The organism is Microbulbifer sediminum, from assembly GCF_021729035.1.
GTDB lineage: Bacteria > Pseudomonadota > Gammaproteobacteria > Pseudomonadales > Cellvibrionaceae > Microbulbifer > Microbulbifer sediminum.
The window spans coordinates 372205-385151 of the sequence record NZ_JAJSAP010000003.1 but is presented as its reverse complement, the minus strand read 5'-3'; the positions used below and the strand labels follow the sequence as shown (position 1 = coordinate 385151).

Here is a 12947-nt window from a genome sequence, read left to right as displayed (position 1 = left end):
GGAATGCTCTTGCTGTAGGTGCCAGTAGCGGTCTGTGGCCATTATCGAGTTCAGGGAGAAAAACAAGTGAAAATAAAAGGAAGCAAGCTGCAGGTCGTTCTCTTGCTGTCGCTAGTGCTATCTTCGATGAATACCCTCGCCGGGGAGCTGGCGGAACGGTTTACGGAATATCAACAGGCTCTCAAGGCAAATGATGCTGAAAAGATTGCCGCTGCTGCCGAGGGGGTCTACCTGGCTGCGGAAAGTCTTTCCGACAGCAATGCCAACTATGCAGTAGCGGCGCTGAATTACGGGAAGGCACTGACGCGGGTAAAGAAACTAGATCAGGCTGAAACCTATTTACAGAAATCACTCGAAAGTCACCGGAAAGTATATGGTGAAGATGACCCGCGAGTGATTGACCCTCTTCTCGCACTCGCCGGGCTGGAAGCGATACAGTCATGGAATGGCCTCAAGGGGAAATACCGTACCTTCATTCGCGAGTCACTGGAACTGGCGGAAAAGCTGGAGGGGAAAGACTCCCTGCTTTATGCAAACGTGGCTCTTGAAGCCGGGAAGATCGCGCTGGAGCGGGCCAAGGACTCATGGGCAATAAGTTATTTGCAGCCGGCGTATGATGCCTTCAGCGGGCCTCATCGGCAGTACAGGCGTAAACATTTCTTCTCTGCTTTTTACCTGGGTAAATATTATCTCGCAAGGGAACAATTTGCCGCAGCGGAACCAATGCTTGCGGATGCCCTGCAGGTGGTTGACAGTGCTGACAGCGGGGACAGTACGCTGGAAATGATGACGAGGGCGTTCCTGGTCAAGGTTTACGAAGAAATGGGGGACGCAGATAGCGCTACCGAGCAGGCCCAGGCCATTGGCAGGGCGAAGCCTTTTGATATGAACCAGGAGCCTGAACCACTTTTTCGGCGCACAGTTGAATATCCCCCAAAGGCCCTGAAGCACCGCCAGGAAGGTTACGCAGTGGCTCGCTTTACCATCACTGATACGGGGTTGGTCGAGGATATCGAAATCATCGAATACGATGGCTCGGAAGCTTTCGGCGAGGCCGTTATCGATTTTCTTGAGGAGGCACGCTTTGCCCCCCGGTTCGTGGATGGGCAGCCTGTCAGCACAGCAGACCGAAAAATGAAGTTTAGCTTCAATCTGGCCAACTAATTCAGCGTCTATTGACAGGATACTCTTGAAGCTAGTCTACACCCACGAAAACCGCCTGCTGGTTGAACTGGCGAAAAGTAAACTGGACGTTGCCGGTATCGCGGCGTTCCTCAAAAACGAGTACGCCCAGGGTGCGACCGGCGAGCTGGCGCCGCACCAGGCGTGGCCGGAGCTGTGGATTGAGCGGGACCGGGATTACGAGCGGGCCATGCAGCTGCTGCAGGCGGGCGAGGACTCCGGCGTGGAGTGGTCCTGCCCCGGCTGTGGGGAGCGCAACGGGGCGGCCTTCGACTACTGCTGGCACTGCGGCCATGTACGGCCGGCCGGGTAAAAGAGCAAGCGGGTAGAGAGACTGGTTATGCAGATGCTGGTAAATATCGATGTGCCGGACCTCGAGGCGGCGATCGCCTTTTATCGCGATGCCCTCGGGCTCCGCCTCGGCCGGCGCCTGGGTGATGACGGTGCCGAAATGCTGGGTGGCAGCGCGCCGCTGTACCTGCTGGAGAAGGAGGCCGGCTCTGTGACCGCCGGCGATGATACGCGGTCTTACCGGCGCCACTGGACCCCGGTGCACCTGGATATGGTGGTCGAGGATGTAGAAAAGTCGGTGGAACAGGCGGTCGCCGCCGGGGCGAAACTCGAGTCGCCGACCAGGGTCAATGACTGGGGCGCAATCGCCGGGCTGGCCGACCCGTTTGGCCACGGCTTCTGCCTGCTGGCGTTCCGGGGGCGTGGCTACGACGAGATCAGCGACTGATTCAGGCTGGATTCAGGGCCCGGGGGCGAACCTGTGCGCATGCCCTGGCCCCGGGGCCCTGATCGGGCTGGTGGGGCTGGGATGGTTTGGCGTCGAGGCCATGGAGCCCTTCGAGGGATACGAGCGCACGGTCACTGTGAGGGGCCTGGCGGAGCGCGAGGGCCTTGCCTGCTCCCGCAACAGCTACCAGGGGCAGGCGGGGTATATTTTTACCGGCCTGAACGATATCAAGCCGGAAATGATCGAACAGGCCACGGCCGAGGCGCGACAGGTGGCACAGAAGTTCGCCGAGGATTCCGATAGCGTGCAGGGGAAGATCAGGCGCGCATCACAGGGACAGTTCAGTATCAGTGATCGCGACAAGAACAACCCGCATATCAAGAAGGTACGGGTAGTGTCGACGACCGAGTATTACCTTTCAGACTGAGGACTGTAGTATGTACAAGACTATGATTGCAGCGGCGCTCGGCGTCGCGGTAGCTGCCGGCAGCACCAGCGCCCTCGCCAAGCCCAACAACGACCTGCCACCGGGCCTGCAGAAAAAGGTCGAGAACGGCGGTGAGCTGCCCCCGGGCTGGAAAAAAAAGCTGCAGGTGGGCCACGTGCTCGAGCGCGATATTTACGAGCATGGTGTGATCGTAAAGCCGGTTGATCGCCACGGTGTCGTGACGGTCAGCATCGAGGGCGAGCTCGTGCGCCTGATGCACCACACCCACGAAATCGTGGAAATCCTCAGCCACTGAGGCCTTTCCCGTCCAGCGGGCCAACCGGTCCGCTGGTGCCTTTCCGGCCCTGCCTTCAACAGTCCTTCCCTCCCCTGTTAGCCTGCCCGCCCCGGCGACTGGTCTATAAAGTAAGATCGGTAACGACTGCGAAATCTGCTGACGGAGGTATTCATGACGATCAAGCGACACGGGCTATCCGTAGGCCTGGAACGCATCAATGACGACCTGTTCCTCTCCCTGAGGGTAAAGGGCAAGCTCACCCACAAGGACTACGAGGCCATGGTGCCGATCCTGGAGTCAGCGCTCGCCGAGGCCCGACACCCGAAGATTAATGTATTTTTCGACGCCACCGAGCTGGAGGGCTGGGAGGCCCGCGCGGCCTGGGATGACCTCAAGCTGGGCCTCAAGCACGGGCGCCAGTTCCACAAGGTGGCCCTGGTGGGGCACAAGCGCTGGCAGGAACTGGCCACCAAGGTCGGCGCCTGGTTTATCGGTGGCGACGCGCGCTTTTTCGAGGATGAGGAAGCGGCGATGGCCTGGCTGGCCGCGGACTAGGTCGATTCAATCTGCGACAGCCCTGCCGTAGAATGACCCGCTCAGAACAACAATCAACGGCAAAAGGAAGTTTTGCATGTTCGAGTGGGTGGCAAGTCCCGAGGCGTGGGTGGCGCTGGCAACGCTGGCGGCGCTGGAAATCGTCCTCGGTATCGACAACATCATTTTCATTTCCATCCTGGTGGGGCGTCTGCCCGATCACCAGCGCGAGTCGGCGCGGTTTATCGGCCTGACCCTGGCGATGCTCACGCGGCTGGCGCTGCTGTTTTCCATTGTCTGGATCATGGGGTTGGTGGAGCCCTGGTTCAGCGTACTCGGCCATGAGATATCCGGCCGCGATGTCATCCTGGTGGGTGGTGGCCTGTTCCTGCTGTTCAAGGCCACCCATGAGATCCACCACAGCCTCGAGGGTATCGAGGGCAGCGGAGATGCCAGAGTGGTGTCCGGCTTTGGCATGGTACTGGTGCAGATCGCCATCCTGGATATTGTTTTCTCACTGGACTCGGTGATCACCGCAGTGGGTCTGGTGGACCAGATTTCCATTATGGCGGTGGCGATTATCCTCGCCGTGATAGTGATGCTGGTAGCGGCCAAGCCCATCGGGGATTTTGTCGAGCGCCATCCCACGGTGAAAATGCTGGCGCTGTCGTTCCTGATCCTGGTGGGCTTTACCCTGATCCTGGAGGGCTTCGAGGTGCATGTGCCCAAGGGCTACATCTACTTTGCCATGGCGTTCTCGGTGGCCGTGGAAATGCTCAACCTGCGGCTGCGAAAAAAGCAGGGCAAGCCGGTGGAACTGCACAGGGCATACACGGAAGAGGAAAGTGCCCCGTAGGGTCGGATCCTGTATCCGCCCTGCCTGCCGGTTACTGAAGGTGCTGCAGGCCAGGCTAGAGGAAATAGAGCCCGGTATACACCAGTAGTGAAATCGCAATATAGCCGTGTTCCACCTTCCTGCGCCTGGTTTCATCCTGGCGCGCGCCCAGCAGGTCGATCACGCCCTGGCGCAGCAGGAAGGTGTACATCACGTAATAGGCGAAAGGGACCAGGTGATACAGCGGGCTGAAATCGGCGAGCGAGCGGCCGGTTAAGCCGAGCAGAATATCCAGCTCGTTGTAAATGCCCCAGATGCCCAGGCCGGCATTGATAAACATCCAGCGGATGGCATCGCGCCCGAAGATAAGATTGTAGAAAAAAATATAAACATACAGACCGAAGCCGCCGAAGAGGAAAATGGTGCTGAAAGAGGGGTCTGTACTGAAGTAGGCCTGGTAAAAAGGCACAGACCCGAAGACTCCCATATGGAACAGGAAGAACGGATACAGAAATCCTTTCTGGGCCTGCTTGGTCTCGATATAGGGTTTTGCGCCTGCCTCGCCGCTACTCACGGGTTTCTCCTTCCTGCTGATTATTTTTTCCCGGCTCCCGGGGACTCGCATTGTCCAGGGCGGCCCTGACGGCCGAGCGCTCCTCATCACTGAGCGGCCCGTAACCGCGCTGGTAAGGCCAGCCGTAGCCCCAGCGGAAGCTGGTGGGCAGGAATGGGGAGCCGCCGACCCGTACCCCGGCCAGCATCAGTCGCCCGATCCCGGGTTCGCCGGCGTCGGCCACGCAGGCCTCAAGTTCCCGGTCCGCCTCCAGCCGTTGGCGATACGTGCCGCCCTGCCAGTAGGCGAGGTCATGCGCCCGGCAGCAGTCGAGCCACAGGGTATCTGCCTCATAGGTGCCATCGGGAAAGAGGCTGCAGTCGTCGGAAGTGAACGGTTTTATCTCGGTGGCGGCCCACACCGGTGTGGTGGTTATGACCGATAAGCCTGCCGCCAGCAGGGCCCGGAGTACGACGAGGGCCCGGGGCAATAGCGTGCGGTCGCCCGGAATATCGAACGGCGTCCTTGCGGTGTGTAATTCCAATCGTATTCCTTTTGTCCTCTCCACCGGGAAGAGTGTTTATATCAGTGATCGCCATCGAGGGGAAATTTCACCGGGCACCGGGTATAGAGGGCAGTTCATCGGCAACAATATCAATCACCCGCTGGTCCAGCGGCACCCAGCGGTGCAACGCGACCGGCACCTCGTAGCTTTTTCCCAGCGGTAGCAGCGCACTGCTGTGGGGCAGGATGGTGGCATCGTAGGGGGTCCAGATGGAGACCGGCTCCAGGGGAGCGAGGCTGTGCACTTCCTCGTTTATCCGCGCCAGGAAATCACTGCCCACACTCAGTTGGCGTCCGCCGCGGTAAGGCAGGCAGTTGGCCCAGAGGCTGCCGAAATGCGGGCTGGCGATGGAGATATATTTATGGACCCGTTCCATACCACCCAGCACCTGGATGTAGTGTCGTGCAACGATGCCGCCCATACTGAAGCCCACCAGTGCACAGCTCTGCCCCGGATCTATCAGTGACTCAACCTGGCTCTTCAGCTGGTGGGCCAGGAATTCCATCCCGTACCAGCCCGAGTTGTACTGCAGGTGAATATAGTGCGCGGAGAATCCCGAGCGAGCCAGGGCGGCCTCCATGCGGTGCATGGACCTGCCGCGGTCGAAGATGCCCGGAATCAGCAGGACGGTATTGCTCCTGGTTGTCATTGCTCCCCGATATCCCCGCGCTGGCCGAAGCAGAAGGTTTGTTTTGATGTGTGGTAAACACCAGCGGTAGTCATGGGTTCCTGCCGGAACAGGATGTCGTGTTTTCAGCGGTCACCGTCGATAACATCGCGAAACTTGTCAACTATGTTGCGGAGGTGGGTCCTGACGGAAGACTGCTTGCGCCGTGGTTCTGGTTTGGACTGCCGGGCAACCCGTTGTGATGGGGCGGGCTTCTGTGCCTGTTGCAGTTCCTGTTGCCGGTGTTGCTCCTGTATTTCCTTTAGCTCGGTACTCAGTGCGAGCAGCACCTCGTTCCCCGGCTCGATACTGAGGCCGCTGTCCACATAGTAATGGGCACCACTGAAATCGCTCTCGCTGATCTCGACGCGTGCCAGCCGGATAAATTCATCGAGCACCCTGGCGATACCGGCATGGGCGCGGGCGTTGTCCTGGTCGAGGGCCAGTGCCTGGCGGTAATAATGCAGTGCATTGTCCCCTTCCGGCTTTTGCAGCCTGCCGTCTTGCAGGGCCTGTGCACCCTGCTTCAGGTATTGGTCCAGCTGCTTTTCCCGGGCCGACTTGAAACCCAGGATCGCCTGGAAGTTGTTCTTATCCAGCGCCAGCACCTGGCCATAGAAATTCCGCGCATTGTTGCCCGCCGGGGTCATATAGCGCCCGGCTTCCATGCTGAGTGCGGCCTGCTCCAGAAGGCGGTCGATCTTTCGCTCGGTTTCCGTTTTATAGAAAAAACCGAAGTATGCGGCGACAAGCAGTGCGCAGCTGGCCGCTGTGGCAAGCCTGGTTCGTCTTCCCGGGGTTGCGGAAAGCCTGCGCCTGCGGATAAACGGCAGGGTAGCCTCCGCCTGCCGGGATTCGTCTCCCTCCAGGATTGCGTCGATATCGGCGATCAGCTCGCGGCAGGAACGGTAACGCTCACTGGGTGACTTGGCCAGCATCCTGTTGAGCAGTGGCGCCAGGTAGCCAATGTCCCCGGGCAGTTCCGGCACCGGTAACTGGATGTGGTTGAGTGCCGTATTGGTATGGCTGTCTCCCTTGAAGGGGTTATAGCCGAGCAACAGCTCCAGCAGTACCACACCCAGGCTGTAGATATCCGTGGTGATATCAATCCGGTGACACTGAGCCTGTTCCGGGCTGCTGTAGGAGGGGCTCCCCAGGCTGAACCCGGATTGGGTCAGGTCCGAATCGCTCTCGATATTCTTGGCAATGCCGAAATCGCTGAGTACCGCCGTTCCGTCATCGCGGAAGAGGATATTAGAGGGCTTTACGTCCCGGTGGATGATGCCGTTATCGTGTACCTGCAGCAGGCCCTCGGCTACCTGGCGGACAAGCCTGAGAATCGGTGCGGGGCGTGTAAAACGTTCGGCATTCTCAACGACATCCCCGCCACCGATGAGCTCCATGGCAATGTAGTGATCGCCGTCTTCCAGTTGTCCAACATCGTAGATGGTGATGAGGTGGGGGCTGTTCAGGCCGGCAATAAAACGCGCTTCGTTGATAAAGCGTTGGCCGAATTCAGCCTGTGCGCTGTTGCGCAGCGCCTTGATGGCCACCTTCCGGTTGAGCGAATCCTGGGTGGCAAGGTAAACCGCGGCCATGCCACCGTGCCCGATCTCGGCATGGATGGTGTAGCCGGGTATCTCAATGTCGGGAGAATCCATATGCGCCTGTTGTGCTCGTTATCCATACGAGGAACAGCGGCCATGAGCAAAGCGGGCCGTGCAGGAAGTAACCGGGAATCGCTGGCCGGGGGGGCACAGCAAAGCTTGCTTAAGTAGATAGACGAGTGGCCCCGGCTTTACAATCGCCGGCGGCTTCACCCGGGAAAAGACGCGCCGGCCATGCCGGGCGGGGCTGCCAGTGACTATTTTTTGTCCCGGTCCTTTGCAGGCAGGGCGTCGTGCCACTCCCGGTAGGGCGTGTTCTTCACCAGGTGGCGGTTGTAGTCGGGGGCGCCGTCTTGCCACCAGGCCGGGCCGCGCTCGCCGAGCGCAACTTTGGCCCGGTGTACGCCCTGGCGGGCGGCTTTTTCCGCAGCCTTGTTCCCCGCCTTCCTTGCGCGGCCAACGGCGGAGCGGTGCCGCATCAGCTCGCGCGTAAGCCGATCGCGCTCGGGCTCCGGCAGCGCCGGGTTACTCATGCGCCAGAGCCGGCCCCGCACCACAAAGTAGCGTCCATCGGGCGTGACGGGGTAGCGCATGATCAGCCGGCGGGCGCCGGCTCCTGTTCGGTCCTGTAAACCCGCATGCCGCGGGCGCGATAGTTATTCAGTGCGCCGGGGTGATCGAGCGTGCAGGTATGCACCCAGACCCGCCTTGTTCCCGCCCAGTCCCAGGCCGATTGCAGGGCATGGGTCAGCAGGTAGCCGCCAAACCCCATGCCAACAAAGCGGGGTGCCAGGCCGAAATAGGCGATCTGTACGTTGCCGTCTGCCTGTTGCTCCAGCTCGTAATAGCCGGCGATGGAGCCGCGGTAGTAGGCCACCCAGGTGCGCAGCGCGTCCCGCTCGGCGTATTGCTTCCAGTCCTCATCGGGCAGGGCAAGCCTGTCCACCCATTGCCAGGGTTCGCCCACCAGCTGGTAAAGGTAGCGGTTGAAGCGGAATTCCCTGATCTCTGCCTCCACCACCTCCAGCCCGGGTGCCGGGGCCTTGCCTCTCAGGTCACCGGGCGACTGCATCTCAAGGTAGTAAGTGGTTACCGGTTCACGTTCACTCAAAACATACGACTCCGGGTTGAAAGGATAACGGGCCCGGCTTATGTCGCGCCGCGCAGTTTCCAGATGAGCTGGCTGAAGCCCCGGCTGCGGAGACACAGGAACAGGCCTATAGCGATTTCGACCAGTGTAACGATAGACGCGATGATAGTACCCGTGTACTGGCCGGAGAGCTGATAGCGCTCTTCGGTGTAGTACCAGAGCCACAGGCCGTTATCGACCAGGTCGGGCAGCGCCCATGAGAGTATATAGACCCCGAGAATGCAGAGTGACACTGCCAGTATGTCGGCGCCTCTATCGGAAAAACTGAGCGGCTGGGAAGACTCGAAGGGGATCAGCTTGCCGGCAACGGAAATGGGGAAGCGGATAAACACCACGCTCGCGCAGAATATGATGACCAGCTCGGCGACAGCGAGGAAAGCCATTGGCGTGGTGTCTACTGAATCGCTGTAGTTCATCATCGCGAAGCTGGCATAGTGGCCGGAAATTGCCTTGATGCCGATAATCGCCAGCATGATGCCGCAGAGGCGAATGCCCACCGCGAGTAACTCGATTGCTTTCATAATAGTTGTTTCCTGTTGGAGGCCAGTTGCCCGGTACGGCTGCCACCGGGCACTGCTCGCTCCCGCATGGCCAGGCATGACATCACGCCATCCCCATAGCCGATACCGAAAAGCATGGTCGGTGATACCTGCCGGGGGATTTTTTTCCGGGGTTTTGCCTCGATCTCCCGACAGCTATCCCGCTCCTGGCGGATGCCAGCCGGGAAAGAAGACTGGTGGTCACCCGAGTCGCCGGTTTAAAAGCTCATGCTCTCTGGCTGGATATTCCGCCGGGGGTTGATTGCCCCCTGGGTCATGCATTATCAACCGGAAAGAAGTTGATGCTGAGTGGGTATCGCCACAGGTGGCCTTCACTGGCCCTGACGGCGGCGATCACCACAAAAATGACCTCTACCAGCAGCAGAACGAAAAAGCCCAGTATGCCAATGACGACAAACACGAGAATGGAGCAGATCAGGGCATAAATGATCAGGCTGATCATCCAGTTCAGGATTACCCTGCCATGGCGATCAATCTCATCGGACTGATCCTTGTTGGTTGCCCACATGACAATTGGCAGGATAAATCCCGCCACCGGTAAGAAAAAACCGGTCAGCTGGCTGAGATGCATCAACATCAGGAACGTATTCTTGTCCATCCCCCATGGTTTTATTTCGTTCATCTCTCTGTCCCTTTGTAATAGATGCTGGTTATTAAAAGCCATGTGGTCGTGGGTGATCAATTAACTGCCCGGCAAATTAGAAGTTGCTGCCGGGCTTTATTTTTATGATTTCCCTGAATCCTGGTGTCCTGATTTCCGTCTTGATTGTCTGCTGACTATGCGCGGAATATCCCCGGCGCGACCGTGTTATGCGTCGGCACCCCCGGCAAGCAGCCGGAACCCGGCGTAGGACGCTGCAATTACCAGGATCCAGAACAGGATGCTGAGTGCAACGACTAAAAAGCCATCTGGCTCCCTGCCAGGTTTTGTAAACGGTTTGCATAGCCAGTGGCCGGGAAGCTGGAACAGGATTTCAGCCGCTACCGAAAGTACGATTTCAAATAAAAACCGGCCCAATACCCGGAATATTCCTGTAAATATTTCTTCCATGAACATGCGCTCGTCGGTCGGGGCCCTGACTGGTCAGGTATTGTCATATCCTGGCAGGTGGCTGGGCCCGGGGATTACTGGTTCGTCCCATATATGGGCTTATTTAACCACGCCGGGTCCGCGTAATCCCGTGTAATTTCCCCGGCGATTTAATTAGCCGGTAACCACTAATGCTTTGAGGAATAGCTGCACTGCCGGGTGGTCCGCGGCAGTACGCTTGAAGGTGGCCGCGTTCTGGATTTCGTAGTGGAACTGGTCGGGGCGCAGGGCGATAAGGTCGCCGTCCTGCTGCAGGCGCTTTGCCAGGTAGGACGGGAGGAAGCCGATGAAGCGGCCGGACTGGATCATCGCCAGGCGGGCGGCCATATGGTTGGCGGTGCTCTTGTTGGGGAACAGGCGGTAGAAATGGGCCGCCCCGGAGAGGACGGCGTGGCTGGGGGCGGCCAGCTCCTGCCCGGTCAGTAACTCTTCACTTACCCGTGGCTCGGCGGCCAGCGGGTGGCTGCGGTGGCAGTAGAGCAGTGACTGGTGATTGAACAGGGGTCGGTAGTCCAGTCCGGGGCGGCGGGTATGCAGCGGGTTAATGCCCACATCCGCACGGCCGGCGAGAATTTCCAGCTCCAGCTCCTGGGGCGCCGCCAGTTGTACATCCAGCTGCAGCTGCGGGGCACGCTCGCGGATATGCGCCAGGGTCGCGGGGAGATCCAGCTGGGGAATTTCCAGCACGTCGTCCGGCAATACGATGCGCAGGCTGCCGGTCAGCTGGGACTGGATGGCGTTGACCTGGCTCTTGAACTCGGCCAGGTGGCCGTCCAGTTCGCCGATGGCCTGGTACAGCGCCTCACCCTCCGGGGTCAGCTTGAAATCGGCGCGGCCGCGGGAGCGCAGGCACAGCTGCATGCCCAGTCGGGCCTCCAGGTCTGAAAGGTGCAGGCTGATGGTGGACCGGCTGATGTTGAGCGCCACCTCGGCCGGGGCCAGACCACCGGCGCGCACCACCTCGCGGAAGACCCGCAGCAGCCGCAGGTCCATATCGGTCATGCGCCCGCCCAGTGCCGTCTTGCCGCTCATGTGACTCTCTCCTCATGGCTGGTTGCGACCGTCTGGCGTGAGCATAGGGCAAAGTTTGAAAAAGGTAAATTTTCGTTGGAAAAAATTGACTATGCGGACCGCCGGCACCTGTCCAGAATCCCGGGTAACGACTCAAAGTCCCATAGATGCAAGGAGTTCCACAGTGCAGCTGGCAAAACCGGAATTGTTGAAAACCCAGAACTATATCAATGGCCAGTGGCGGGAAGGCGCTGCCACGATCGAGGTGCGCGACCCGGCCAATGGCGCCCTGCTGGCGGAGATTGCGGATGGCTCTGCGGCGGACGCCCAGGCGGCGGTGGCTGCGGCTCACGGGGCCTTTCCGGCCTGGCGGGAGAAGACCGCGGCCGAGCGCGCGGCGATACTGAAGCGCTGGTACCAGTTGATCATGGACAATGCCGATGACCTGGCCCGTATCCTGACCCTGGAACAGGGCAAGCCGCTGGCGGAGGCCAGGGGCGAGATTGCCTATGGCGCCTCTTACATCGAGTGGTATGCCGAGGAGTGCCGCCGCGCCTACGGCCAGACCATCCCCACCCACAACCCGGCCATGCGCCTGCAGACCATTCGCCAGCCGGTGGGTGTGGTGACCTGTATCACCCCATGGAACTTTCCCAACGCCATGATCACCCGCAAGGCGGCACCGGCGCTGGCGGCCGGTTGTACCGTGGTGATCAAGCCGGCCTCCGAGACGCCGCTGTCCGCGCTGGCCCTGTGCCGGCTGGCTGAAGAGGCAGGGCTGCCGGCGGGCACCATCAATATGGTGGTGGGATCTGACGCCCCGGCCATCGGCCGCGTATTGACCGAGGACGAGCGGGTGGCCAAATTCACCTTTACCGGCTCCACGGCCGTGGGCAAGATCCTGATGGCCCAGTGCGCCACCGGCATCAAGAAGATGTCGATGGAGCTGGGCGGCAACGCGCCGTTTATCGTGTTCGACGATGCGGACCTGGATACCGCCGTCAGCGCCTGCGTCGCCACCAAGATGCGCAACGCCGGCCAGACCTGCGTGTCCACCAACCGCATCTACGTACACGAATCGGTGCACGATGCGTTTGTGGACAAGTTGCGGGAGAAAGTGGCGGAGCTCCGGGTGGGGCACGGCTGCGATGAGGGGGTTGCCATGGGGCCGCTGATCCATCGTCGCGCCGCCGAGCGGGTGGCGGGCCTGGTGCGGGACGCCGCCGGGGCGGGGGCGACCATCGAGCTGGGCGGGGACTTCCTGGCCGACGGCGGGAATTACTATGCGCCCACGGTGATTACCGGGGTGACCGACGATATGCGCATTGCCCGCGAGGAGATCTTCGGGCCGCTGGCGCCGGTGCAGAAATTCACGGACGAGGCCGACGTGATTCGCCGTGCCAACAATACGCCTTACGGCCTGGCGGCCTATGTGATGAGCGAGAATATCCGCCGCGCCAACCGGGTGGTGGAAGCGCTCGAATACGGTATGGTGGCCTGTAACGCCGGTGTATTCTCCACCACGGTGGCCCCCTTCGGCGGCAGCAAGGAGTCCGGCATCGGCCGCGAGGGCGGCGTGGAAGGCATGGCGGAGTTCTACGAAACCAAGTACTGCTGCTTCGGCGCCTGAATATAGCGCCGCTGGCAGGGTGACGTGGGAGCCGCTGCTCCTGCGGGAATGAACAGGTTATGCGTGATCGGCCATAATGACGGTCACGGCTCAGAGAGA

At 60.2% G+C, this 12947-nt stretch carries 18 protein-coding genes; 8 read left to right on the top strand and 10 right to left on the bottom strand.

Translation table 11 applies throughout. The annotated features are described in order from the left end of the window. Window positions 1–66 precede the first annotated feature (66 nt). The 7 genes from LVD11_RS06835 to LVD11_RS06805 all read left to right on the top strand — a co-directional run bounded on the left by LVD11_RS06835 (window position 67) and on the right by LVD11_RS06805 (window position 4036). Complete coding sequence (locus tag LVD11_RS06835; RefSeq protein WP_237057409.1) at window positions 67–1164, top strand: TonB family protein; 1098 nt, start codon at window positions 67–69, stop codon at window positions 1162–1164. A gap of 25 nt (window positions 1165–1189) precedes the next feature. Continuing rightward, the gene (locus LVD11_RS06830) at window positions 1190–1495 is read left to right on the top strand and encodes a putative signal transducing protein (protein ID WP_237057408.1); all 306 of its coding nucleotides are present in this window, start codon (window positions 1190–1192) and stop codon (window positions 1493–1495) included. A gap of 27 nt (window positions 1496–1522) precedes the next feature. Further along, on the top strand, window positions 1523–1921 hold the full coding sequence (locus LVD11_RS06825; protein WP_237057407.1) for a VOC family protein: 399 nt from the start codon (window positions 1523–1525) through the stop codon (window positions 1919–1921). A gap of 70 nt (window positions 1922–1991) precedes the next feature. Continuing rightward, window positions 1992–2348 (top strand): hypothetical protein, encoded by a 357-nt coding sequence (locus LVD11_RS06820; protein ID WP_237057406.1) that lies wholly within the window; start codon window positions 1992–1994, stop codon window positions 2346–2348. A 10-nt stretch (window positions 2349–2358) separates the two neighbouring features. Then, complete coding sequence (locus tag LVD11_RS06815; RefSeq protein ID WP_237057405.1) at window positions 2359–2664, top strand: hypothetical protein; 306 nt, start codon at window positions 2359–2361, stop codon at window positions 2662–2664. A gap of 153 nt (window positions 2665–2817) precedes the next feature. Beyond that, window positions 2818–3201 (top strand): SpoIIAA family protein, encoded by a 384-nt coding sequence (locus LVD11_RS06810; protein WP_237057404.1) that lies wholly within the window; start codon window positions 2818–2820, stop codon window positions 3199–3201. Between the two features lie 76 nt (window positions 3202–3277). Then, window positions 3278–4036, top strand: coding sequence for a TerC family protein (locus LVD11_RS06805; RefSeq protein ID WP_237057403.1), 759 nt, complete (start codon window positions 3278–3280; stop codon window positions 4034–4036). Window positions 4037–4091: 55 nt separating this feature from the next. Here LVD11_RS06805 and LVD11_RS06800 read toward each other — a convergent pair whose 3' ends face one another. The 10 genes from LVD11_RS06800 to LVD11_RS06755 form a co-directional block, all read right to left on the bottom strand. Beyond that, the gene (locus LVD11_RS06800) at window positions 4092–4589 is read right to left on the bottom strand and encodes a hypothetical protein (RefSeq protein ID WP_237057402.1); all 498 of its coding nucleotides are present in this window, start codon (window positions 4587–4589) and stop codon (window positions 4092–4094) included. Next, complete coding sequence (locus LVD11_RS06795) at window positions 4582–5112, bottom strand: FAD-binding oxidoreductase (RefSeq protein WP_369413306.1); 531 nt, start codon at window positions 5110–5112, stop codon at window positions 4582–4584. Before LVD11_RS06795 ends, LVD11_RS06800 begins: the two co-directional genes overlap by 8 nt. Before the next feature lie 67 nt (window positions 5113–5179). Further along, the gene (locus LVD11_RS06790) at window positions 5180–5782 is read right to left on the bottom strand and encodes an esterase/lipase family protein (RefSeq protein ID WP_237057401.1); all 603 of its coding nucleotides are present in this window, start codon (window positions 5780–5782) and stop codon (window positions 5180–5182) included. A gap of 104 nt (window positions 5783–5886) precedes the next feature. Next, window positions 5887–7461 carry a serine/threonine-protein kinase gene (locus LVD11_RS06785; RefSeq protein ID WP_237057400.1) on the bottom strand — a complete coding sequence of 525 codons (1575 nt, stop codon included), beginning with the start codon at window positions 7459–7461 and terminating at the stop codon, window positions 5887–5889. Between the two features lie 203 nt (window positions 7462–7664). Next, a complete protein-coding gene (locus tag LVD11_RS06780; protein WP_237057399.1) occupies window positions 7665–8000 on the bottom strand; it encodes a hypothetical protein in 336 nt (111 codons plus the stop codon). Window positions 8001–8002: 2 nt separating this feature from the next. Continuing rightward, on the bottom strand, window positions 8003–8518 hold the full coding sequence (locus LVD11_RS06775) for a GNAT family N-acetyltransferase (RefSeq protein WP_237057398.1): 516 nt from the start codon (window positions 8516–8518) through the stop codon (window positions 8003–8005). Window positions 8519–8556: 38 nt separating this feature from the next. Further along, window positions 8557–9078, bottom strand: coding sequence for a hypothetical protein (locus LVD11_RS06770; RefSeq protein ID WP_237057397.1), 522 nt, complete (start codon window positions 9076–9078; stop codon window positions 8557–8559). 292 nt (window positions 9079–9370) lie between these two features. Then, window positions 9371–9739, bottom strand: coding sequence for a DUF4870 domain-containing protein (locus LVD11_RS06765; RefSeq protein WP_237057396.1), 369 nt, complete (start codon window positions 9737–9739; stop codon window positions 9371–9373). 186 nt (window positions 9740–9925) lie between these two features. Beyond that, complete coding sequence (locus LVD11_RS06760) at window positions 9926–10168, bottom strand: hypothetical protein (RefSeq protein ID WP_237057395.1); 243 nt, start codon at window positions 10166–10168, stop codon at window positions 9926–9928. Window positions 10169–10321: 153 nt separating this feature from the next. Further along, window positions 10322–11239, bottom strand: coding sequence for a LysR family transcriptional regulator (locus LVD11_RS06755; RefSeq protein ID WP_237057394.1), 918 nt, complete (start codon window positions 11237–11239; stop codon window positions 10322–10324). 163 nt (window positions 11240–11402) lie between these two features. On the opposite strand from LVD11_RS06755, the gene LVD11_RS06750 reads away from it, so the two are divergent. Beyond that, entirely contained in the window at window positions 11403–12848 is a 1446-nt protein-coding gene (locus LVD11_RS06750) for an NAD-dependent succinate-semialdehyde dehydrogenase (RefSeq protein ID WP_237057393.1), read from the top strand. Window positions 12849–12947: the final 99 nt, after the last annotated feature.